Origin of the sequence: Holdemanella sp. MSK.7.32 (assembly GCF_024460475.1) — a bacterium.
Taxonomy (GTDB): Bacteria; Bacillota_I; Bacilli_A; order Erysipelotrichales; family Erysipelotrichaceae; genus Holdemanella.
Window position 1 is genome coordinate 17616 of record NZ_JANFYN010000001.1, and the last position, 22227, is coordinate 39842.

Genomic DNA, 22227 nt, shown 5'->3' on the forward strand with positions numbered 1-22227 from the left:
ATCTTTACTCCCTTACTTCAGAAACAACTTGAATACCATTCATTTCCATCATTCTAAATGCGACATCATTCCAGAATGTGGCTTCATGTATTTCTGGTATATGATAGGTTTCTGTACAGTTTTCAACCACGACAATACGATATTCATTCATATTGTGTTCATTCAACCATGTGTTTAAACTCAATACAAAATGAAGAACACAAAGATCTGTACAACAGCCCGTCACAATTATATCACGATAATACTTCAAATCTGAATTTAGAAACTCTTCAAATTCTGGTGCCATAAATGTATTCGTACTGTTCTTTTTAATTACGTGTTTCACAAATGGCTTTAAAGAATCTACTACTTCAGCTTCTTCACTGCCAATTACACAATGCGTTGGAAACGAATTGAATTCACGCGTCTTCGGTGGATGTGAATCACATACAAAGACATTGTTGCAGTCTAAGCTTGTTAATAGATTTTCAATATTCTTTTCCACATTGCCAATGACTTCATCATGTAAGGGTCCCATATTCACAAACCCTTTTATCATATCCACCACAAATACTACGGGATCATTCAATTCATTTTTTTGAATGGATTTATAATTATTTTTTTCTAAACGTGCCATATATACCTCTAAATGAAAATAAGAGTTCTACACAGAACTCTTATTCTTCAACTTCTTTGTTTGTTTTAAATTCCTTTAATTTTTCTTCAAGCATTGATTTGAATTCTGGATTTGCCTTAATGTAAGCTTTGGCAGCCTCTTTACCCTGACCGATTTTTTCTCCTTCATAACTGAACCATGCCCCTGCTTTTTTTACAATATTGGCATCGACACATAAATCTAATAGTTCACTAATGTAAGAAATTCCTTCGCCATACATAATTTCTAATACAGCAGACTTAAATGGAGGTGCTACCTTATTCTTAACAATTTTAACTTTTACTTTGTTTCCAACAATATCTGTACCATTTTTAATGGTATCCGCCTTACGAATATCCACACGAACAGAAGAGTAGAATTTTAATGCACGGCCACCCGGAGTTGTTTCTGGATTTCCATAAATAACACCTACTTTTTCACGAAGCTGGTTGATAAAAATAGCTGTACAATCATTTTGGTTCATTGCTCCGGCAAGCTTACGCATTGCCTTTGACATCATACGAGCTTGTAATCCAACTTGATTATCTCCCATTTCACCATCTAATTCAGCTTGTGGAACTAAAGCTGCAACACTGTCCACGACAACCAAATCAACAGCTCCACTTTCAACAAGCATCAACATAATGTCTAAACCTTGTTCCCCAGAATCTGGCTGAGATAAAATCAACTCATCAATGTTGACACCTAAATTTTTCGCATATACTGGATCGATTGCGTTTTCCGCATCAATAAAGGCTGCACGACCACCCTTTTTTTGAACTTCTGCAACAGCATGTAAAGCAAGTGTTGTTTTACCACTTGATTCTGGACCAAAGATTTCAATAATTCTTCCCTTTGGATATCCACCGATACCTAAAGCATCATCCAATAATAAACTTCCAGAAGGAATGGGTTCAATATCTACGGCTGCTCTATCCCCTAATTTCATGACAGAACCTTTACCATATTCCCTTTCGATTTCTGTTAGTACATCACTTAAAAGTTTATCTTTATTTGTTTCTACTTTTTCTTTTGGCATATATTCTCCTTTTGAATTGTTTGTATCAATATATCTATCATTTGACAAACAACATGCTCTCTTACATCATTTCTAGATAGACCTGTACATTGAAAACCATATACACGAACCGCTTTTTTAGAAGCAATAGCACAATAGACTCTTCCTGCTGGTTTTTCTTCCCAAGCACTCGGACCTGCGTTGCCCGTAAAAGACACACAATAATCCACATCCATAATTTCTCTTGTGTTTTTGGCCATGGCATAGGCACACTCTTCACTAATTACACCATATTTTTGAATTAAATTCACATCCACATGAGCTAATACACTTTTCATTGGTGTAAAATAAGTCACTAAACCACCTTTTAAAATAGCACTTGCCCCAGGAATTGAAGCAATCGTACTCGTAAATAGGCCAGCCGTTAGACTTTCACAGCTAGAAATAGTCAAATGATTTTCTGTACATAAAGAAACAAGTTGTTTTGCCTCAGTCATTACATAGTCTCCAAAACGTATTTTTTCAATTGGTTGAAATAAATCCATCCACTATATAAAGAAGCCACTGTTGCTGCCCACAACAATATTTGGTCCATACAAATACCCATATAGACAAACGGCCAATCTTTCAATAACAAGAATACAAGTGCAAACATTTGTAGTACTGTCTTTAGTTTTCCAAAAATACCCGCACTTACAACTTCACCAGAATTAGCTGCACTCATTCGTAAGCCATCAACAATCAAGTCTCTTGCGATCATTAGTAATACCGCAATCACATTGGCTTGATGAAAATAAACCATCAAGATCAAAACTGTGTTCACTAACATCTTATCTGCGATAGGATCCGCAAATTTTCCAAAAGAAGTAATCCAATTGTTCTTTCTTGCTAACATTCCATCAAAGAAATCTGTAATACTCGCAACCGCAAAAATCACAAATGCGATCACATCACGTAATGCAAGACCACTTGCTTCATCTATAACACCAATAGTCGGGTCCATACATAAATATACAGCCACAACAACAGGAACTAATAAAATTCTAATAATTGTTAGTCTGTTCGGTATATTCATCTTGGCCATAAGTTACATCCTCCCCTTGTGCATATAGATTTTCATCTGTGTAACCATAATCATAATCGTAATCATAGTCACTATCCTCATATTCAGTTTCATCTTCTTCAACAGGTTTTTGGTATCCCTTACCAATTTGTAGTGTGATAACGGCAGGCTCACCCTGCTTCCAACCTTCTTTATCAAAAGAAATTTCTTTTCCATCAATAGAAATACTGTTATCTGAATATGTCTCAATACTAATTTCAAAAGTACAATCATCGGATAATTCTAAGCTCTGATTGAATGTACCCGTATATACTTTTGAAGTATCATTGATTGTTTCATCATTCTTTTTCAAAGTAATTTTTGTCTTTGTCGGTAACGTAATACTTAAATCCAATGTTTTTACATCCGATTGAATATTCGAAAGCTGAAATGCGTTGGTTTCACCGCTAATTTTATCAACAACTAAAGACTGAGCCTCTTTAGCTTTTTTACGCTGGTTTGCGAGTTTATTTGTCTCCTGTTCCTTTTTAGACAATTGCTCTTCACGAAGCTCTTGCTGCGTTGCTAGTTTTTGATTTGAAATCGAACGCAATCCCACATTGATCAAGGATAAAACTCCCAATCCAATGATTCCAATCAGGACAAGCATTTTGATGATCTTCGTCTGGTTTGCGTTCAATGAAGAACTTGTTCTACTGACATGTTTTTGAAACCATCCTAAAGATGATTTTTTCTTTTTCTTAGTCGTCTTTTTTGTCTTTTGAACACTCGCCATTTGTTCAACCATACGCCTTTGTGCCATAGTTAAAGCCATGTCTCTTTGATGCGCAAATTCATTGACATCCACATCAACTTCATCTGAAATGGCCTGCCAATTTACGCCAATCGCATCCGAATAGGCATGCACAAAATAGCGAACGAAAGATAGGTCATCGGAGAAAACATCAAGGTTGTGTTCTTCGATTGCTTGTATATATTGAGGCGCTAAACGCGTCTGATTTGAAACATCCTGAATGGAAAGTTTTAGATTTGTTCGACGTTCTTTTAAGATGTGATAATAAGCCACTAAAACTCCCCCTTTGAAGTTTATTATAACAAATTCAAAGCAAGAATACCACGATGTGCTATAATTATTTACGAAAGGATGAATGAAATGTCACAACTTAATTTTTCAATTGGAACATTTTCTCAATGCATGAGTTTCTCTCCACAAAATATTAAAATCGATAATTTTGAAGACTACACACTCTATTGTATTGACTGTGAAAATGTTCAACAATTTGACACAAACACGCTAAAAGCCACAAGTCCTAGCGTCTTCTTTTTCTTTGGAAACTTTGAAAAAATAGGGCAAAAGTGCTGGCAGCAAATCTTTGCGATTGCGAAGGATTTCCCAAATTCTTATTGTTTCAATACACACCAAAGCCAAAAGAATTTTGCGGACATCTATTGCGCTACTTTACTTGGACAAATTGTTGCCAATATAGTCCCTAAAAAAATTCTTCTTGTCACAAATGATCAAGGATTTCAAGGTATTAAACAAGCCTTGTTGTTCCAAGGAAAAGATATCGACATTGAAATCTTACAGACAAGAGACCCGTTCTTGTTGCCTTTAAAGGAAGAAGCGCCTAAGTCTCAACCAAAACAGACACAAAAGCAAAAGAAACAAACAAATACCTCAAAGCCAAATGAAGCAAGTGATGAAGAGGTAATAGAAGCCTTAAAAAAATATCCAAAAATCAATACCCGCTATGCATCTATTGATGATTTAAGTAAGTATTTAATGCCCATCTTAGCAAACAAACAAAAGAAGTGTAAACTTTCCAAATGGATTGAGAGTGACTACGCAAAAAAAGTTGGGCGCTTTAAAAAAGACTCGAAAGGAAAATATTATAAATTAAAATGATAAAAACAATATATTTAGCTGGAGGCTGCTTTTGGGGTGTGCAGCACTATTTCGATCAGTTTGATGGCATCTTAAATACAACTGTTGGTTATGCAAATGGTAAAACGCAAAATCCCAAATATAAAGATGTGAAAGCAGGACTTACAGGTCATGCAGAAACATTAGAAATCCAATATGATGACAACGTGATTTCACTTTCTAAGATTTTAGACTTATACTTTGACATTATTGATCCAGTATCCGTCAATCAACAAGGAGAAGATATTGGCATTTCCTATCGGACAGGCATTTATTATTTGGATGAGACCGATCTAAAAACAATCCAAACGAAATACAAAGAAATTCAAGAGAAATATGATTTAGCTCTAGCGGTCGAAGTTGAACCATTAAGAAACTTTTTTAACGCAGAAGAATACCATCAAAAATACCTGGATAAAAATCCAGGTGCCTATTGTCACATTCCTGCATCAAAATTTAAGAAGGGACTTTAATTAGCCCCTTCTTTTATTGTGCTTCCCGCAACATATCCTGTTGTCCAGGCAATCTGTAAATTGTATCCTCCCGTTTGCGCATCCAAATCCAATACTTCACCCACAAACTTTAAGCCTTTAATTTTCTTAGACTCCATTGTCTGAGGCTGAATCTGATTTGTCTTGATTCCACCTACAGTTATCATAGCCTGATCAAATCCGGCAAAACTAGACACTTCAAAATCTAAACATTTCAATAATTCACTAATACTTCTTCTCTGTACTTTTGTTGTTTCATTGGCTTTTAAAGAATCATCAATATTTAAACGATCCATGATATATTGTACCAATCTCTTAGGAATCATCATTTCAAGTATGTGATTCAATTGTTTATTTGAAGAACGATTCATTCTTTCTAGTAAAAATGCATCCACTTCATCAATTGATTTATCTGGAATTAAATCAAATATGATTTTGTCAGGTTCTTTATGAATCACATAGCTTGACATGGCCAAAATACCTGGTCCACTAAATCCTTCATGCGTAAACAAAATGTCTCCCAATTGTTTATATAAAACTTTTTTATCTTTCTTTACTTGAATACCCACATTCTGCAAAGAAAGACCCGCTAAATCAAAGTTTTCTTTTGTCCGCAAAGAAACCAATCCAGGATATAAATCACTGACTTTGATATCTAATGTATTCGCCCATTTATATCCATCGCCACTACTTCCAGTCGACACAAAAGACTTTCCACCTGTCGCAACAATTACTACATCAAACGAATACAAACCTTTATCTGTTTTGATTCCAACAACTTTATCTTCTTCAACCATTAAATCTGTACATGCTTCATCCATATGTAGAATCACATTGTTTTTGCGTAATAATTCCACAAACAATAAAACAACATCCTGACTTGAATTCGAACCAGGAAACATACGCCCATGGTCTTCTTCAATGGTAGGTAAACCATTGGATTTTAAAAATTGGATCATATCCAAATTAGAGAATTGTGAGAAAGGACTATATAGAAATTTTTCATTATGCACAATATGCTTGAAAAATTCATCCTTTGAACAACTGTTTGTAACGTTACAACGTCCATGTCCTGTAAGTTGCAACTTCTTTCCTAATTGTTTATTTTTCTCAAACAACTCCACTTGGTGACCGACTAAGCTTGCGGTATAGGCAGCCATCAATCCAGATGGTCCTCCACCAATCACGCATACTTTTAACATAAAATCCCACTTTCTTCTAAATAAATAGCTAACCCATCATGTTCATTATCCTGTTTTGTGATGGCATTGGCGCAAGCCTTTGTATCATCCGTACCATTGATCATACAAACACCACAACCTGCTACTTTTAACATGTCATTATCGTTGGATGTATCTCCAAAGGCCATAACATCCTTTATATCTAAATCATTTAGTTCGCATATTTTTTGTAGTCCATATCCCTTGTTGATTCTTTTATCACAAAATTCCAATAATGTGGATTGTGTTTTAAAACCATGATAATAAGGATTTGGATGCTCTTTTACCCAAGCTTCCGCTTTAGGCATATCCTCTTCTTTCATACGGAACATGATTTTTGCGTTTTCATGTGCATAGAAATCTTCTAATTTTACAATTTCCAATTCTTTATGCGATGTAGAAGCCGAATGAATCATCCAATCATCAATATGAACACAACGAATCTTTCCATCCCAATATATCATTGGGTTACATTTAACAACATTCATGATTTCCATGGTTTCTTTTAGCCATTCCTTTTTCATCATAAAATAGCTATAAAATTTTTGATGCATACCATCCCAAAGTTCTGCACCATTCATCCCTACCACAAAATCAAAGTCAAAAGGTAGATTCCAATACTCTTTATTGCGTTTTAATTCATCGGCTGGACGTCCTGAGGCAATCCCAAAATAAATCCCTTTTTCATGAAGCTTGATCAAAGCTTCTTTTGTCCTCGGTGTTAATTCTTTCTTTTCATTGACTAATGTGGCATCAATGTCACAAATCACTAATTTTGTCATCACTTTAAATCCTCCAATTCATAAGTAAATCCTTCTCCATCGACTTCATGAACACTATTTACAATAATAAAAGCTCTTGGATCTAACTGCATGATTTCGTGTTCTAAATTCGAATACATTTTTTGTGGAATTACAATCATCAATACAGGTTTGGATTCATTTGTATATCCACCCTTACCTTCTAAAATTGTAACACCACGCTCCATATTGTTTAATACATGATTTTTAATATCAAACCATTTATCTGAAATAACCATACAGTTGATTGCCGTACTTGAACCAATCAAAATTGTTTTATCAATCGCAAAACCAGATGTGAATACAGATAAAACTCCAATCAAGGCTGGTTCTACACCATACGTAGACATTCCCAACAATACAGTTAGAGCATCAATGATCATTACTGAATTTCCTGAAGAAATATGAGTATACTTATGAATCAACAAGGCTGGAATATCCATACCTCCAGTACTTGCGTTCACTCTAAAGCATAGACCTAAGCCAATTCCCGAAATCAATCCACAATAAATACTTGCCAACATGGGTTGCATGACAAATGTGTCTTTGGGAAATAAAGTTGTCACATATGTTAGTAATGAGACAAAAAATGAATAACTAAATGTTGAAATCAATGATTTCAGTGCAAATGCCTTCCCCAAAAAAATTGCACCAACAACGTAGAGTCCAATCATCAATATGTTGATCAGCCATACGGATGGTACAAATGGTAATAATGGTTTTAATGCCACGGCAACACCGGCTACGCCTCCGGTTAATGTATTATTTGGTAAAACAAAAAAAGCAACTGATATTGCCACCATAAAATTCCCTAATAAAACAACCAATACATCTTTTACATAATTTGTTTTTTTCATAAAAGCCTCCCAAAACGACATCTATATTCTACCAAAAAAGAACTCTTTATGAAACAAAAGAAAAAAGCTGGAAATCCAGCTTATCTTTACAACATTTCTTTTGCGGTTTGCGTAATCAAATCAAACAGTTCAATCACTTCTGGTTGTTTTTCATAGCCAATCTTATCAAACAACTGATCTACGATTTCTAATATTTTCTCATGTTGAGCTTTATAAATCTTAATCATTGAATCATTTAATGTAATATAGATTTTTCGATTGTCATCCTCACTACGAATACGTGTAATCAACTTCTTTTTTTCCATACTTGTAAGCGTACGATTCATCTGCGATTTTTGCATGCGCATATAGTTGCATAAATCCGTTGCGGTTACATTTATATCTTGATTTTGATATAAATAACGACAAATCATCGACTCATTGTAAGGAAGATCTGGAGTAATTCTCTCATTATTAATAACGGTTGTCATTTGAAGCCACGCTTCTAATACTTGTTCATTCTGTTTCATAGCTTTATTCTAGCACAGAAATTGTGTATTTCGCATCATAATTTTGATTCACACAAACCGTTACCTTTTTATTCTTTAAATCATATACACAAGACCACTGTGTCTTTGAGATTTTTCCCTGATTATTCTTATGTTCATCTTGTGAACAATCGGATAGAAGCTGCATAGCCTCACGATTGGATAGTTTTCCATTTGTGGAACTTAATTTTTCATCAATAATTTGGTAGCGGTCTTGACCAAAATTAAATTCTGCATCTGGATTTGTAAGTAAGAAATTCGTAGCACACTGATAATTCTTATCCGGATATACAACCTTCATTTCATTATCCACATATTCTACGACAACACTCTTTCCAGAAGCATCACAAATTTGGAAGTGATAACAACTATTCGCACTTGAATGCATGTCATGAGAAGATAATAATTCTAACGCTTCATCCACATTCTTTGCCTTATCTAACATCATTCGAATGGCTGTTGTTGTTGTGATATCCACCTTTTTTGTATTCTGATTTGTTGGTTTTGTATCAATCAACAATACACCAACCGCTAATCCTTTTTCATTCATGCCATCTAATGGTGCATAAGGTGCTGCCAAAGTCACTAATGAATCCTTTAATGTATCTGGTAAATATTTTTCATTATATCCTACAAAGCCTAAATTCACCATAGATACAGAGGCATACCCATTTTTAGGTTTCGTCTTCACTAATACACTTGGCGAATAATCCATATCAAAGTTGCGTCCAAACAGATATCCTGAATCTTTATTTTGTGCAATAAATGTAGAACAACCTAAATCTGGAATCTTAATACTTAATGGTAACCCCTTCATTACATGATTCACCACAAATTCAACAAGCTCTTTATCATTGCTTGCACCTTTTTCTAAAAACTCATCCAATCCATAATCCGCACTATAATCCATTGTATACATTGGATAAGCATCAATTTTTTTTAATGATTTTAATGAGCTATATTCATTGTGAAACAAACAAACAATTCCTATTCCACAAATCAATAATAAACATAATATAGTAATTCCTATTTTCTTTAATAATTTCATACATACTCCTTTAGTTCATTTAGTGAACTATTAAAGTATACAATATTAGTTTACATTGTCAACCATAAAAAATAGAGATGAATTAATCATCTCTACGTCCTAATAATCGTAAAATGTATAAGAAAATATTCAAGAAATCTAAATAAAGCTGTAACGCCATATAAATCGATATCTTTTCATCTTCATACCCATTCAACATATAATTCATTTTTTGTATGTCCCAAGCTGTAAGTCCGGTAAATAATAATAGGCCAATCACGCTCCATAAGCGTACATCCATACTAACTCTAAATAGCATGAAGAAAAATTGACTAAAGATCATCGCAATCAAACCAATCAAACAAATGTTTCCCACTTTACTAAGATCCATTTTAGTCGTCTTTCCAATAATAGCTAAACATGCAAAGTAGATAGCGCTAATGCCAAAGGCAGCTGCAATCTGTCCAGCACTATATACATAAGCCAATGATGTCATATTGATTCCCATTGTAAGTGAATACACAATAAACATCGTCTTTATCGTAGAAGCGGGTGTATTACGTGATAATTGACGTCCCATTGAAATCGTTAACGAAATTTGTACTATGAATAATAATAGTGAAATCATGGGAATCTGAATAATAAGCATGAATATGCCTGAAGCATACAACAAGGCCGAAGTGATTGCCGTAATTCCAAGACCTACCATCATCCAGCTGTATACTTTATATAATGAATTTGTACTTACTGAGTTTGAATAATTGTTTGTATACATAAATATATTTACCTCCTATTTTTAGAGTATTTTATGTTTTTTACATATACATTACAATGTACAACTTAGACAAAATGACTATTCAATTAACCAAGTCTTCAAAATTTAACCTTTAAAAGCTTTTATTTTTTTCAAAAATAAAAGAATGTATTTCTACACTCTCTTACTTAATATCCAATTCAATAGGCTCATCCATCGTATCACTGACGTATTTGCCATTCTTTTTTCTTTGTTTCACGCACTCTGTCAACAAGTATTCAATTTGTCCATTGACACTGCGAAAATCATCTTCTGCCCATGAAGCGATTTGATCATACAATTTTTTTGAAAGACGCAAAGGAATCTGTTTCTTTTCCATTAGTAAAGACTGCCAGAATTTACAACTGGCTGCGCATCATGGTTTCCACAAAGTACGACTAACAAGTTAGAAACCATAGCCGCTTTCCTTTCTTCATCCAATTCTACAACCCCATTTTCATTTAAACGATCCAATGCCATTTCAACCATACCAACAGCTCCATCCACAATCATCTTACGTGCATCAATAATCGCACTTGCCTGTTGTCTTTGAAGCATAACGGCTGCAATTTCTGGTGCATATGCCAAATATGTGATTCTTGCCTCAATGATTTCAAGACCTGCATCTTTTACTTTACTTTGAATTTCATCACGAATTCTAGAAGCAACCACTTCACTAGAACCTCTAAGACTTCCTTCATCGGCAATACCATCACCTGTTGTATCTACATTTTCAGCGACATCATAAGGATAAATACGAACAATATTTCTTAATGCACTATCGCATTGTAAAGAAAGATATTCCTTATAGTTATCTACATTAAATACAGCTTTTGCGGTATCTGTAACACGCCACATCACGGCAATTCCAATCTCAACAGGATTTCCTAAACAATCATTGATTTTTTGACGATTGTTGTTTAAAGTCATGATTTTCAAAGATACTTTTTTCGAAGCTATTTCTGCCGTTCCATTATTTTGTGCCTGAAAAATACTCTTCTTAGACCCATCATCCACATCTCCACTTTGATTTAGTTTTGTCTTTGCGGCAGGATTGACAGCCTGACAAAAAGGATTGACATAATAGAATCCAGCATCCTTTAAAGTACCCACATATTTACCAAATAACGTTAAAACCAAGGCTTCTTGTGGCTTTAATACTTTTAAACCAAGAAATGGAATCCAACCAATACATAGCCATACAAGACCAACAATAAATAAAGGCCAAATTAATGCTGCCCCAAGTATTGTCATCAATAAAGCTACAAGATATAAAACAATCCACAATATCATCATGGCCATGCCATTCTTTTTGTTGCTTAAAACTTTTTCTGTCATATAAGCACCTCCTGATACTCTTATGATATCATTTTGATATCTATTGTCAATAAAAAAAGATGGAAAATCCCATCCTATAAATTATAGACTCTTGTGTAAAGTTTCAAGAATTATCTTAAGATCATTTACACCCATTTGACCCGGAGCACTTGCCTTTTTAGCAGCACCAAATGTCAAACAAGAACCAAATACTTCACCAGCTAAACGAGAAATTACTCCCGTAGCTGCCATTGACATAGTGATGATTGGACGATTGGCATGTTCTTCTACCATTTCATTTGTAGCTGATAATAATGTCAATACATCCTTTTTTGATTGAGGCATAACTGCAATCTTAGGAATGTCTGCACCCTTTTCTTGCATAGCACACAAACGAGAAATGATTTCTTCTTTAGATGGTGTTTTAAAGAAGTCATGGTTCGACATGATTACTTTTACTCCATTTTCATGAGCTGTCGTTACAATCGTTTCAACTTCCTTATCTCCTGTATACAATTCAACATCGACTGCATCTACATAACCGCTTTTGGCAACTGCACAGTTTAATTCCACATAATATTCAGTAGATACTTCTAATTCTCCACCTTCTTTTTTAGAACGGAAAGTAGCTAAGACTGGAGTTCCTTTAAATACTTCACGTAATTCATTAGCCATTTCTACTACAGATGCAGTATTTTCAACTCCTTCAAACCAATCCATACGCCATTCAATAATATCAGCTGGTGTATCAAGAATGATTTTAGCTTGTTCTAAAACATCTTCTTTACTCTTTCCACAAATAGGAACACAAATCTTTGGTACGCCTGCACCAAATTCAACATTTTTCATTGTTACTGTATTCATTTTTTTATTCTCCTTTATTCATATTTTTTGTATACGCATCAACTGACTACTCCTCACCACAAGCAGTGAGGGTTCTTTGCTGACAACATTATGCAGCAATCATACATTATTTTCAAACTTTGGATTCCTATCTTTCTGTTGAAGCAGTGAACTCTACAGTCAAGCACTACATTTAGCACATAGATTGGATAAAATCCACTTCTTCTTTCCTTTTTTGATAGTTCCATCCTCATTATAGTTGCCTGGATTCATAGCTCTACGACTTCTGTCCATTTTCATTTAAAGAAATTAAAGATAAACAACCCACAAAAGAAACGTATCATTTATATGGCAAACATCAAAAACAGATATATGCTTCCTGCTGCGCATTCATTCTGTAATTTCATTGTCCAAAACTCCAATATTGACTAAAAGAAGAGATCAAGTCGGTCTCTTCTTTTAGTTTTCATATTGAATATAGTTTCTTAAGAAAGCAATGCCAGCTTAAGCTAATGCACAACCAAGTCCTGAATAAAAGAAGGCAATAAAGATATCCGGAAAGATTCCAGCTGCTCTAAATCCAATTCCTCCACCCATCATGCAAGCCATGATCATATAGGCTTTTAAATCAAAGAAGCGCCAGAATGGATGTATTGCTTCATATCACAGAATTCGTTTTGTGTGTTTTTTGCTCATTTTGAAAAACATCATTCCAAATATATCCGTTTTCATGTTATCATCATTCCTTTTTAACTCTATTATTTTCATTTTAACTTTAGTATCGTTAAAAGTAATGTTTTTGCGTTAATTTACTTAATCAAATACTTTTCGAATGCCTTTTCTGCATCCAAATGTACAGACTTAAAGAAAAGAATACCCCATAGAACATAGGTTGGTATAGCGATAAGAGTGGATATGAAATAAGAAATGATTGCTCCTAGAAATAGAATCAATGCATATGTAAAGCATTGATTTCGCATATCTAAAGAAATATATGCCTTATCATACTTTTCAGGATGATTCAACGTACTAAAACCAGAAACATACTTAGCTCCTTTTTCCTTTAATAAAGAGAAAAGAATCCCCACAATAAGAAACAAAACCCCGAGAACAATACATGCCATAAATCCAATATTCATAATTAGCTCCTTTCGGATAAATTGTATCACATCTTTTTTTTGAAACAATTTTCTGATTTTTACATTTATTTTCATTTTAGAGTTGCCACTCACAAAGAAATGGTGTATTCTATGCGTATGAACACTTCAAGACATTATTACTTTTACTTTAAATAGCCCTGAGAAAAGCCATATGTATACGATGGTTATTTTTAAGTTTCAGGGCATTCAAAAGGCATTTCTTCTTCGAAATGCTTTTTTTAACATTTAAAGAGCTGTTCTAGAAAAGAGGAAATGATATGAAATACGGATTGATTGGTGAGCACTTGGGGCATAGTTTCTCTAAGCAAATTCAGACAAGAATTGCAGAGATTGAGAACGTAAAAGATTATGACTACCAATTGGTGGAATTAGATAAAGAAGAATTCAAAGAATTTATGGAAAAGAAAGATTTCAAAGGAATCAACGTGACTATTCCATATAAAAAGGATGTCATTCCTTACTTAGATGAAATGGATGAAAGTGCTAAAGCTATTGGTGCTGTCAATACAATCATCAATGTAGATGGCAAATTAAAAGGGTACAATACAGACTTTGGTGGATTCTTATATATGGTTAAAGCCCACAACGTACATATGGAAGGCAAGAAGGTCTTGATTATTGGTAATGGTGGTGCATGCGCTGCTGTTAAAGCCGTTTGTAAACATGAAAACGCAAAAGATATTGTGATTGTTTCAAGAAGTGCAAATCGTGGTGCCATTGGATACGATGAAATGTATACATCCCATTTAGATGCAGATATTGTCGTCAATACAAGTCCTGTAGGAATGTTTCCAAATATTGCGAATGCACCAATTGATGTAAGCTGGTTCCATAAATTAGAATGTGTATTAGATGTTGTATACAACCCAATTCTTACACGTTTATGTTTTGAAGCTCAAGAAGCCGACATCAAGCGTGTGATTGGTTTGGAGATGTTGATTGCGCAAGCTAAATATACATTTGAAATTTTTAAAAACATGTCTTTTGATGATTCTATCATTGATGAAATCAAAAAGGAGATGTTGAAAGATCGTTGTAACATCGTATTAATTGGTATGCCAAGTGCTGGTAAAACAACAATTGGTAAAATGCTTGAAGAAAAGCTTGGAAAAGAATTTTTCGACTTAGACGATATGATTATTGCCAAAGCCGGCAAAAGTATTCCAGAAATCTTCCAAGAATCTGGAGAAGCTGGATTTAGAGCGATTGAAACAGAAGTTGCGATTGAAGCTAGTAAGATGAACAATAAAATCATTGCGACAGGTGGTGGTGTCGTTAAACATAAAGTCAATATGGACTTTTTACGTTTAAATGGAATTACGATCTTCATTGATCGTGATATCGATAAATTAATTAGTTCCGATCCAAATAGACCTTTATCAAGCTCTAAACAAGCCCTTCAACAAATGTATAAAGAAAGATACCCATTGTACCAAAAATACGCTGCTTATATAGCTGTCAACAATGCGAATATTGAAGAAACGGTTGATGATATTGTGAATGCCTATCACAGCATTTTAATTGATGCCGTTGCAGAGTAGCGAGAAGGTTTATTATCTTCTCGTTTTCTTTTAAAAAGGAGAAATCATATGGAAAATCAAGTTACACAATTATTAAAAGCTATGGTAAAGCCAGACTATACAGCTTGTAGCTATGCCTTTATGCAGGATGGAAAAATTGTATGTGCCGATGCGATTGGTGTCATCGACAAAATCAACAATCAACCCATCACGACGGATTGTACATTTAATGTATGTTCGATATCTAAAATCTATTGTACCGTATGTGTTATGCAGTTAGTGGATGAAGGATTGATTCAACTCGAAGATAAAGTTGCAGATATTCTTCCTGAATTTACAATGAAAGATGAAAGATATAAAGATATTACAGTACGCATGTGCCTAGATCATTCAAGTGGACTTCCAGGGACACAATGGAAACATTTTAGTGTGAGTACCACTTCTAAGTTTGACTACTATAGCGAAGTATTAAACTATTTATCAAACAGCACCCTAAAAGCAGATCCAGGAACTTACAGTACCTATTGTAATGATGGGTTTACACTCGCTGAAATGGTCGTTTCAAAAGTTCGTAATATGCCTTATGAAGATGTCTTAAGAAAATATATTACAGAAAAGATTGGCGCAAAAAGCACCAATACAACATATACAATCAATTCAGATTATCCTTTAGTTTCTGAAGGTAAGAAACCAAAAGAATACTTTCCAATTCAAGGAGCCGGTGGCATCACCACTTCTATGATTGATTTATGTAAATTTGGTCAACTCTTTCTAGAACCTAATTCTATTCTTAGTGAAAAGTCAAAAGCTTTAATGGCTAAATCTTGGGGCACTACATTTCTTGAATCGGATCTAGGCGCCATTGATTTTGGCTTAGGCTGGGACTTAGTCAGACACCATGATCCAGACTATGATTTTGGTGATAGTGTTCTGGCAAAAGGTGGAAACAGTATGTTCTTTAGTTCAAGACTGATCATTGTTCCTAAATACAATGCCGTATTAGCATTCAGTGAAACACATGATTGCGGACTCGATGTTCCTACAACTTTAATGCGCTTATTCAATACCTATTTAGAACCAAATACATATCCAGATTATTCAGGAATTTATGCCCATGCCTTTGGTTTACAAAAAATCACAACCATAAAATCAAGTATGGTTGTGCAAGATAAAACGGAAAAAGGCTGGATCATGAGTGATCTATTAAATTATGCAGATGGTAAATGGACAAATGAAAAAGGAAATCAAATCTTCTTTGAGGGGGATTATCTTTTAAAGACAACAAGAAATCGTACGGTTGCGTTTGCACAAAAAGCCAAAAAACAAGAACTCAACTCACTCTGGAAATCTAGATTAAATAAGAAATATATTGTGTGTGATACAACTTATTATGATATTGTCACAAACCAAATGTTATGTAGTGTTGAATTTAACAGGACAGAAGATACAATGTCATTGATCGTTCATGGCAATAAATCAGAGCCTGTAGTATCTGAATTTCCAATTGAAGCAATCGATGATACACATGCCCAAAGCTATTTAAATACGCCTTGTAACGGTTCTAGAGATCGTATTGAACCTTACTTTGAAGATGGTAAATTGTATTGTGCTAGCTACACCTATATTTGTGAAGATGATATAGAACCATATACTTCTCAATTGTTTAAAAAAGAAAATCAAGTCTACAAAATCAACAACACTTTAGAAGTCTTACCAACTATTTGTGAAAATCATCGAATTCTAGTATTAGACTCAAATGGAGATCTATACTACGATTCAATGGATGTCGAAGAATATAAACCTATTGAATCTGGATTTATCATCTTGGTTTAACCTTAATGTGGATGGAGGTAATATACTCCTCCACTTTTTTTGTTTCATGAATATCAATCAACAAAAATTCTAAGAATGGCCCATCGACTGTATAATTGTGTTCTTGAATCCAATGTAGTGTTGCGCGCAAAATGCAAAAATGTTGCAAATAAAATGCAAAAAATAGGTTTTAAAAAAAGACATTTTAAACGGCTTTTAAACGCCAAATAAATGTCCTTTTTTAATGCTTATTTTCTGTTTCTTATTTTGATTAAATCACACACTTCACAATTCAAAACTGAGCATATTTTTTCAATATGTTCTAGACTGATTCTATCCACCATTTCCCAATATATTTCATTAATCGTGTTAGGTCTAATACCAGTCTTTCTAGCAAGTTCTGCCTGAGTCATTTTCTTATTTCCTAATAGCTCAGACAGGTATATTTTAATCGCCATAGCAACGCCCCTTTAAGTGAATTTTATCACCCCAAACATTGCTATAACATTATTGATATTTTATATCGTATTTTGATATTTTACTTGTAATTTCTTATAATCAATTCTTTATATCTAGAAACGCCATCTTTAACAAGATTGTTATTTCTTTCAACCTCTTCTATATAAAAGTCTGAATACAACTCTCTTATGAATGCACAATCATTATAGGAAAGAATAAACCTACCTTTTATATCTCTTAGAATATCTCTTAATTTAATATGATCTTCTTCGTCAAACAAGTTGCCATAATATTTTTCAGTCTTATAATATGGTGGATCTAAATAAAACAGAGCATTGTTTCTATCATATACTTTAATAAGATTATCATAGCTTTTGTTTTCTATGACAACTCTATTTAAACGTTTACTGATTTCAGGAAGCATATTCACCGAATACGATATATTTTTAGCGTTTGTTCCATATGTTTTTCCGTCAGCCCCAAAAGATACCTTTATTAAATATAGAAAGCGTGCTGCTCTTTGAATATCAGTTAATCCATTGATATTCATTTGTTCTTTATAGTTAATAAAAATCTCTCTAGAATTTAATAAGAATTCACATTCTCTTTGGACTTCCTGAGCGTGGTATTTAACGCATCTATATAGGTTAACTAAATCACCATTTAGATCGTTATATACCTCTAATTGCTTACTGTTATGTTCTTTTGCAAATAATACCCATCCTGCACCTCCAAACACTTCGATATAGCGTGATGGTTGCTCTTTAGGAAACCTGCTTAATATCTCTTTTCTAAGTAACTTTTTACCGCCAATCCATGGTATAAAACTATTCATTTTTAATCTCTCCTTCCACACAAAGGGCATTGCTATGAAAAGGAGAGTAGGATAGCATTTCCTACTATCCTACAAATTACTTACACAAACTATTTACAATGCTTTGAATTGCATCATAGTTATACCCAGCAGCTGTTAAACGAGCCTTACGATCGGCTCCGTTTCCCCAATTACCAGCAATAACCTCTTTAGCAATTGCTTCGTTGGATTTACCAGGCTTTGATCCATATGATTTTTCATTAACTTTTGCTTGAACTGCATCATAATTGTAACCTGCGCTAGTTAAACGATTCTTACGATCAGCTCCGTTTCCCCACTTACCAGCGATGACTTCATCTGCCAACTGATCAATGGTTTTTGTTGGCTTTGGAGCAGGGTTTGAATTTCCTACCATTTGATTTACTAATGATTGAATAGCATTATAATCGTAACCTGCGCTAGTTAAACGGTTCTTGCGATCAGCTCCGTTTCCCCACTTACCAGCAACCACCTCTCTTGCAACTTCCTCACTGGATTTTTTGTTACCTGTAGATGGTGTAGATGGAGATTCAGCTCCATTCATCATTTGATCATACCATTGTTGAGCTTTTTGCATATAAGCATCTCTTTGCTCATCCTGTAATCGACCAGGGCAAGATGTAGCTGCAAAATGATTATGAGGGAATACATTTACTTTCCATTGAGGACGTCCCAATCCATAATACTTACATAGCGCTGCAACTAAATGAGCTCCTGCATCTAAGCATGCTTCACTAATATATCCGCCTTCTTTATTAGCATGTTCAATTCCAATACTTGAACAGTTAGCATCCCAGTTACTTGCATGCCATGCTGTATCACTATCCCAAACCAACTGTCCAATACGACCTGAAGATTCAACTTGATAGTGTGCTGAAGCTGGTCTGTTTTGCCATACAGAATAACATCCTTCTACAGTTAAATCGCCTGCGTTATAATGAATGATAATTTTATTGATTTTTCGTCCTGAACGCCCACTAGTATAGTGCGTGTTCAGGATTTTATTTACATCAGCATTTAAGTTTTTCCAATCCATTACTCATCACTTCCTTCCACACCTTTTCCCATGGCGTTAAGTTCTTCTTCCATTTCTGGAGTAATTACAATATCTTTTACATCTTCATTCATTTTCTTCACCTCCTGATTTTTCTAACAATTCCACTCCAGTAGAGATAGAATCTTGAAGCAACTTTCTTTGTTCACGAATATTAGCAATAAACTCATGAATAGCAGGTGCTCCCGCTGAAATAATCAAACCTGAAATGATATTGCCTACATATGGAATTGTTTCATTCATATCGAAGTATTTAAATACATCGATGCTAAACATGAACGCAAACAAAACACCTAATAATGCAGCCAATACATCCGCTGGTAGATACTTCATTACCTTATTACCTAAGACTACTTTTAAGCGTTCAACGATAAATTGAATCAACACCGCAAAAACGATCAATAATAATAGTAATGATGTTGTTTTCGAAATATCCATTGCATATTCCTCCTTTCATCGCTCATTCTATAAAAAATAAATAAAGTCGAAAAATAAAGAACTTTAAAACATAATTAAAAGGTAACGAAATTAATCGTTACCTTGATTTCTAGTCAGTACAAACCAACCATCTATTCCTTTTTCATAATCACCAAATATTTCTGTTTTTAATGCGTAACTATTACAATGCTTCAACAGTCCAAAATATGAATCAACTACTCGTGTAGCGTGTTCTAAAGTACAATCTCCTTCATTGTATCGTTTCATCACGCCTTTTAAGTTCCTTTTAATTCTTAAGGAGGTGCTTTTCCTTATTTTAATATGTGTAGGCCATAAGCGAAAACCACAAAATTCAATTCCTTGATTGATTGGTCTAATACAGGTCTTTTGATTCATTTCCATTTTCATGACATCATTCGCGAACTTTTCTAGTTTTTGATGCCATTCTTTTATTTGTTTCTTATCATCAGAAAGCACCACAATATCATCCTGATAACGTATATAACACTTGATTCCTAATGTCCTTTTAGCATATTGGTCTATCTGGTCATTGTAAACATTCGCTAACATCTGTGAAATCAAAGCGCCCACTGGCATTCCTTTATCATATAAACGTTCGCTCATTTCAACATCTTCAGGACGCATGCCTCTAGGCAAACCAAAAGGCATATCAGGGCTTTCTATGCGGGTTGCAAGCCATCTAACAACACGATCATCCTTAATTTTCTTCTTCAATACATCAATCATAACTTTATGATCTACTCTATAAAAGTATTTGCTAAAGTCTATTTTCAAGTAATACCACTTATTTAAATCGGATACATCTAAACCGTTTTTCAGCTTATTGTATCTTTTACTATTGACCAATTTAAGCCAATAATGCAGCCTTTTAACTGCTGCAATTTGTCCTTTTCCTTTGATGCAAGCATAAGAATCCTTGATGTACATCCTAGTAAACATAGGACTTAAAACTTGATAAAACGCCCACTGTTTTATCACTTCAGGAAAGTCTTGAGCAAGGATCAAACGACACTTTGGTTCGTAAACGTAGAACTCTCTATATTTAGGATAATCAGCAACTTCGCTTCTTAATTCATTTTGAATCTTAACTAGATTCGCTTCTAGATTTTGGGTAAATATGAGTACATCTTTTCTATATCTTTTGTTTTTACGAGCGTTTAAATAAGCCTTGTATATGTTTTCATCACTAACGATATCGTCATATACATTCTTTATTTTCGCCATGATCATCACCTAATTTTTAAGATGCTTAACGGAGTTCATTTAACATTACTATCGGTTTTCATCTTTATTTATTTTTTTGCTTATTCAGCATGGAATTAGACTCCTTTATTCCCTTGATTTGAAATGATAGACGTATCCATCATATACCTAATTGCAAGAGCAGAGCGGAGCGAAAACCTGCATTGTGATTCGAATTGGAGCGTGGGTCATTCAAGTTTACAGCGAACACGCCTGCATTGCTACCATTATCCCAATTGCCACCACGAAAAGGCAAATCATATAGTCCAATCCCATTACTCTTTATAGGGTTAGAGCGGAGCGAAAACCTCTATCATTGTCAGAGTTGGAGCGTGGGTTGTTGAGATTCAAAGCGAACACACCTGCATTCGAATAGTTCCAAAAAGCGCCACCACGAAAAGGTCTTCATAATAATCTAATCCCATAAGGATAAAGCGGAGCGAAAACCTAAATCGTCCCAAGTATTGGAGCGTGGGTTGTTCAAATTCAAAGCGAACACGCCTGCATTGCTAGAATTATTGAAGCCGCCACCACGAAAAGGCAAACGCTAATAGCCTAATCCCAAAATAGCATAAAAGAATAGAGTGGAGCGAAAAAGGGCTCACAATTCATCTAATCCTTATGACTTTTTTGACATGTATAACAAAGAGATTTACCAAAATTTTTCATTGAATATTCATAAGACTTAGGAGTTATTCTTGTGCCACATTTCTCACAAACATATGGTTTATCAACAGCTTTATTTCCTGTTTTTTCTTTTTCAGCCTTAATCCAACCACCTAACATCTTGCCGACTTTATCTAATCTTCTAGACATTTCCATATAGTGGTTTTCGCCTTTAAAATATTGCAAGTCAAATGCTAATCTTACATAAACCTTTAATACAGCTAGTTCTACATCCATTTTTTCAAGTGTTGTAGTCTTAGCGTATTTTTTATTAGCTGCAATTGCATATTCAAGAACTGAATCCATCTTTTTTTTAATATCTTGAACTAAAGAAAATTTTTGACTCTTTGGAAAATGATCCAACAATGGATAGGCATATAGCAACATATCATAAACCTCCTGTTGTATGATCAGTTGCGTTTCATACGAGCCTAATTGATTATCCATTGTTACCACCTCTGGTAAATTATAACATGCGTAAGAATATA

General features: G+C 34.3%; 25 protein-coding genes. 4 read left to right on the plus strand and 21 right to left on the minus strand.

Annotated elements, in window-relative coordinates:
• Positions 1-4: 4 nt before the first annotated feature.
• From NE544_RS00085 to NE544_RS00105, 5 genes are read right to left on the minus strand one after another with little or no spacing between them, the layout of a single operon-like run.
• Positions 5-616, minus strand: a complete 612-nt coding sequence (locus tag NE544_RS00085; protein WP_256267898.1) for a cysteine hydrolase family protein — start codon at positions 614-616, stop codon at positions 5-7.
• A gap of 40 nt (positions 617-656) precedes the next feature.
• On the minus strand, positions 657-1673 hold the full coding sequence (recA, locus tag NE544_RS00090; RefSeq protein ID WP_256267899.1) for a recombinase RecA: 1017 nt from the start codon (positions 1671-1673) through the stop codon (positions 657-659).
• A complete protein-coding gene (locus tag NE544_RS00095; RefSeq protein ID WP_118114724.1) occupies positions 1655-2149 on the minus strand; it encodes a CinA family protein in 495 nt (164 codons plus the stop codon). Before NE544_RS00095 ends, recA begins: the two co-directional genes overlap by 19 nt.
• On the minus strand, positions 2149-2727 hold the full coding sequence (gene pgsA / locus NE544_RS00100) for a CDP-diacylglycerol--glycerol-3-phosphate 3-phosphatidyltransferase (protein ID WP_117924178.1): 579 nt from the start codon (positions 2725-2727) through the stop codon (positions 2149-2151). The genes NE544_RS00095 and pgsA overlap by 1 nt, the downstream gene beginning before the upstream one ends.
• Positions 2696-3781, minus strand: coding sequence for a helix-turn-helix transcriptional regulator (locus NE544_RS00105; protein WP_256267900.1), 1086 nt, complete (start codon positions 3779-3781; stop codon positions 2696-2698). The genes pgsA and NE544_RS00105 overlap by 32 nt, the downstream gene beginning before the upstream one ends.
• 87 nt (positions 3782-3868) lie before the next feature.
• On the opposite strand from NE544_RS00105, the gene NE544_RS00110 reads away from it, so the two are divergent.
• Both NE544_RS00110 and msrA read left to right on the plus strand, forming a co-directional pair.
• On the plus strand, positions 3869-4621 hold the full coding sequence (locus NE544_RS00110) for a hypothetical protein (RefSeq protein ID WP_256267901.1): 753 nt from the start codon (positions 3869-3871) through the stop codon (positions 4619-4621).
• A complete protein-coding gene (gene msrA, locus NE544_RS00115) occupies positions 4618-5112 on the plus strand; it encodes a peptide-methionine (S)-S-oxide reductase MsrA (protein WP_256267902.1) in 495 nt (164 codons plus the stop codon). Before NE544_RS00110 ends, msrA begins: the two co-directional genes overlap by 4 nt.
• On the opposite strand, the gene NE544_RS00120 is transcribed toward msrA, so the two are convergent.
• From NE544_RS00120 to NE544_RS00165, 10 genes are all read right to left on the minus strand, one after another.
• The gene (locus tag NE544_RS00120) at positions 5109-6332 is read right to left on the minus strand and encodes an NAD(P)/FAD-dependent oxidoreductase (RefSeq protein ID WP_305145680.1); all 1224 of its coding nucleotides are present in this window, start codon (positions 6330-6332) and stop codon (positions 5109-5111) included. The two genes, msrA and NE544_RS00120, sit on opposite strands and share 4 nt — an antisense overlap.
• The gene (locus NE544_RS00125; protein ID WP_256267903.1) at positions 6326-7132 is read right to left on the minus strand and encodes a Cof-type HAD-IIB family hydrolase; all 807 of its coding nucleotides are present in this window, start codon (positions 7130-7132) and stop codon (positions 6326-6328) included. Before NE544_RS00125 ends, NE544_RS00120 begins: the two co-directional genes overlap by 7 nt.
• Positions 7132-8007 carry a YitT family protein gene (locus NE544_RS00130; protein WP_199670828.1) on the minus strand — a complete coding sequence of 292 codons (876 nt, stop codon included), beginning with the start codon at positions 8005-8007 and terminating at the stop codon, positions 7132-7134. Before NE544_RS00130 ends, NE544_RS00125 begins: the two co-directional genes overlap by 1 nt.
• Before the next feature lie 86 nt (positions 8008-8093).
• The gene (locus tag NE544_RS00135; protein WP_256267904.1) at positions 8094-8516 is read right to left on the minus strand and encodes a MarR family winged helix-turn-helix transcriptional regulator; all 423 of its coding nucleotides are present in this window, start codon (positions 8514-8516) and stop codon (positions 8094-8096) included.
• A gap of 4 nt (positions 8517-8520) precedes the next feature.
• A complete protein-coding gene (locus tag NE544_RS00140) occupies positions 8521-9582 on the minus strand; it encodes a C45 family peptidase (RefSeq protein ID WP_256267905.1) in 1062 nt (353 codons plus the stop codon).
• A gap of 82 nt (positions 9583-9664) precedes the next feature.
• On the minus strand, positions 9665-10336 hold the full coding sequence (locus NE544_RS00145; RefSeq protein ID WP_256267906.1) for a Bax inhibitor-1/YccA family protein: 672 nt from the start codon (positions 10334-10336) through the stop codon (positions 9665-9667).
• A 163-nt stretch (positions 10337-10499) separates the two neighbouring features.
• A complete protein-coding gene (locus NE544_RS00150; RefSeq protein WP_117573687.1) occupies positions 10500-10694 on the minus strand; it encodes a PTS ascorbate transporter subunit IIC in 195 nt (64 codons plus the stop codon).
• The gene (locus NE544_RS00155; RefSeq protein ID WP_256267907.1) at positions 10694-11692 is read right to left on the minus strand and encodes an SPFH domain-containing protein; all 999 of its coding nucleotides are present in this window, start codon (positions 11690-11692) and stop codon (positions 10694-10696) included. The genes NE544_RS00150 and NE544_RS00155 overlap by 1 nt, the downstream gene beginning before the upstream one ends.
• Positions 11693-11773: 81 nt before the next feature.
• The gene (aroD, locus tag NE544_RS00160; protein ID WP_256267908.1) at positions 11774-12535 is read right to left on the minus strand and encodes a type I 3-dehydroquinate dehydratase; all 762 of its coding nucleotides are present in this window, start codon (positions 12533-12535) and stop codon (positions 11774-11776) included.
• 788 nt (positions 12536-13323) lie between these two features.
• Positions 13324-13653: a DUF3784 domain-containing protein gene (locus tag NE544_RS00165; RefSeq protein WP_118114895.1), complete on the minus strand. Its 330-nt coding sequence runs from the start codon at positions 13651-13653 to the stop codon at positions 13324-13326.
• A 278-nt stretch (positions 13654-13931) separates the two neighbouring features.
• Here NE544_RS00165 and NE544_RS00170 point away from each other — a divergent pair, with 278 nt between their 5' ends.
• A complete protein-coding gene (locus NE544_RS00170) occupies positions 13932-15215 on the plus strand; it encodes a shikimate kinase (protein WP_256267909.1) in 1284 nt (427 codons plus the stop codon).
• Positions 15216-15263: 48 nt separating this feature from the next.
• The gene (locus NE544_RS00175; RefSeq protein WP_256267910.1) at positions 15264-17027 is read left to right on the plus strand and encodes a serine hydrolase; all 1764 of its coding nucleotides are present in this window, start codon (positions 15264-15266) and stop codon (positions 17025-17027) included.
• Between the two features lie 227 nt (positions 17028-17254).
• Here the strand turns inward: NE544_RS00175 and NE544_RS00180 are convergent, their stop codons facing one another.
• The 6 genes from NE544_RS00180 to avd all read right to left on the minus strand — a co-directional run bounded on the left by NE544_RS00180 (position 17255) and on the right by avd (position 22186).
• On the minus strand, positions 17255-17464 hold the full coding sequence (locus NE544_RS00180; RefSeq protein ID WP_256267911.1) for a helix-turn-helix transcriptional regulator: 210 nt from the start codon (positions 17462-17464) through the stop codon (positions 17255-17257).
• 80 nt (positions 17465-17544) lie between these two features.
• Positions 17545-18300, minus strand: a complete 756-nt coding sequence (locus tag NE544_RS00185) for a DNA adenine methylase (protein WP_256267912.1) — start codon at positions 18298-18300, stop codon at positions 17545-17547.
• A gap of 76 nt (positions 18301-18376) precedes the next feature.
• Positions 18377-19354, minus strand: a complete 978-nt coding sequence (locus NE544_RS00190; protein ID WP_256267913.1) for an N-acetylmuramoyl-L-alanine amidase — start codon at positions 19352-19354, stop codon at positions 18377-18379.
• A gap of 84 nt (positions 19355-19438) precedes the next feature.
• Complete coding sequence (locus NE544_RS00195) at positions 19439-19810, minus strand: hypothetical protein (protein WP_256267914.1); 372 nt, start codon at positions 19808-19810, stop codon at positions 19439-19441.
• A 90-nt stretch (positions 19811-19900) separates the two neighbouring features.
• Complete coding sequence (locus tag NE544_RS00200) at positions 19901-21055, minus strand: RNA-directed DNA polymerase (RefSeq protein WP_256267915.1); 1155 nt, start codon at positions 21053-21055, stop codon at positions 19901-19903.
• 630 nt (positions 21056-21685) lie between these two features.
• Entirely contained in the window at positions 21686-22186 is a 501-nt protein-coding gene (avd, locus tag NE544_RS00205) for a diversity-generating retroelement protein Avd (protein ID WP_256267916.1), read from the minus strand.
• Positions 22187-22227: the final 41 nt, after the last annotated feature.

Coding starts and splice junctions, on each gene's coding strand:
- NE544_RS00085 (WP_256267898.1), bottom strand. CDS start 616: ATGGCACGTTTAGAAAAAAATAATTATAAATCCATTCAAAAAAATGAA.
- recA (WP_256267899.1), bottom strand. CDS start 1,673: ATGCCAAAAGAAAAAGTAGAAACAAATAAAGATAAACTTTTAAGTGAT.
- NE544_RS00095 (WP_118114724.1), bottom strand. CDS start 2,149: ATGACTGAGGCAAAACAACTTGTTTCTTTATGTACAGAAAATCATTTG.
- pgsA (WP_117924178.1), bottom strand. CDS start 2,727: ATGAATATACCGAACAGACTAACAATTATTAGAATTTTATTAGTTCCT.
- NE544_RS00110 (WP_256267901.1), top strand. CDS start 3,869: ATGTCACAACTTAATTTTTCAATTGGAACATTTTCTCAATGCATGAGT.
- msrA (WP_256267902.1), top strand. CDS start 4,618: ATGATAAAAACAATATATTTAGCTGGAGGCTGCTTTTGGGGTGTGCAG.
- NE544_RS00120 (WP_305145680.1), bottom strand. CDS start 6,332: ATGTTAAAAGTATGCGTGATTGGTGGAGGACCATCTGGATTGATGGCT.
- NE544_RS00125 (WP_256267903.1), bottom strand. CDS start 7,132: ATGACAAAATTAGTGATTTGTGACATTGATGCCACATTAGTCAATGAA.
- NE544_RS00130 (WP_199670828.1), bottom strand. CDS start 8,007: ATGAAAAAAACAAATTATGTAAAAGATGTATTGGTTGTTTTATTAGGG.
- NE544_RS00135 (WP_256267904.1), bottom strand. CDS start 8,516: ATGAAACAGAATGAACAAGTATTAGAAGCGTGGCTTCAAATGACAACC.
- NE544_RS00140 (WP_256267905.1), bottom strand. CDS start 9,582: ATGAAATTATTAAAGAAAATAGGAATTACTATATTATGTTTATTATTG.
- NE544_RS00145 (WP_256267906.1), bottom strand. CDS start 10,336: ATGTATACAAACAATTATTCAAACTCAGTAAGTACAAATTCATTATAT.
- NE544_RS00150 (WP_117573687.1), bottom strand. CDS start 10,694: ATGGAAAAGAAACAGATTCCTTTGCGTCTTTCAAAAAAATTGTATGAT.
- NE544_RS00155 (WP_256267907.1), bottom strand. CDS start 11,692: ATGACAGAAAAAGTTTTAAGCAACAAAAAGAATGGCATGGCCATGATG.
- aroD (WP_256267908.1), bottom strand. CDS start 12,535: ATGAATACAGTAACAATGAAAAATGTTGAATTTGGTGCAGGCGTACCA.
- NE544_RS00165 (WP_118114895.1), bottom strand. CDS start 13,653: ATGAATATTGGATTTATGGCATGTATTGTTCTCGGGGTTTTGTTTCTT.
- NE544_RS00170 (WP_256267909.1), top strand. CDS start 13,932: ATGAAATACGGATTGATTGGTGAGCACTTGGGGCATAGTTTCTCTAAG.
- NE544_RS00175 (WP_256267910.1), top strand. CDS start 15,264: ATGGAAAATCAAGTTACACAATTATTAAAAGCTATGGTAAAGCCAGAC.
- NE544_RS00180 (WP_256267911.1), bottom strand. CDS start 17,464: ATGGCGATTAAAATATACCTGTCTGAGCTATTAGGAAATAAGAAAATG.
- NE544_RS00185 (WP_256267912.1), bottom strand. CDS start 18,300: ATGAATAGTTTTATACCATGGATTGGCGGTAAAAAGTTACTTAGAAAA.
- NE544_RS00190 (WP_256267913.1), bottom strand. CDS start 19,354: ATGGATTGGAAAAACTTAAATGCTGATGTAAATAAAATCCTGAACACG.
- NE544_RS00195 (WP_256267914.1), bottom strand. CDS start 19,810: ATGGATATTTCGAAAACAACATCATTACTATTATTATTGATCGTTTTT.
- NE544_RS00200 (WP_256267915.1), bottom strand. CDS start 21,055: ATGGCGAAAATAAAGAATGTATATGACGATATCGTTAGTGATGAAAAC.
- avd (WP_256267916.1), bottom strand. CDS start 22,186: ATGGATAATCAATTAGGCTCGTATGAAACGCAACTGATCATACAACAG.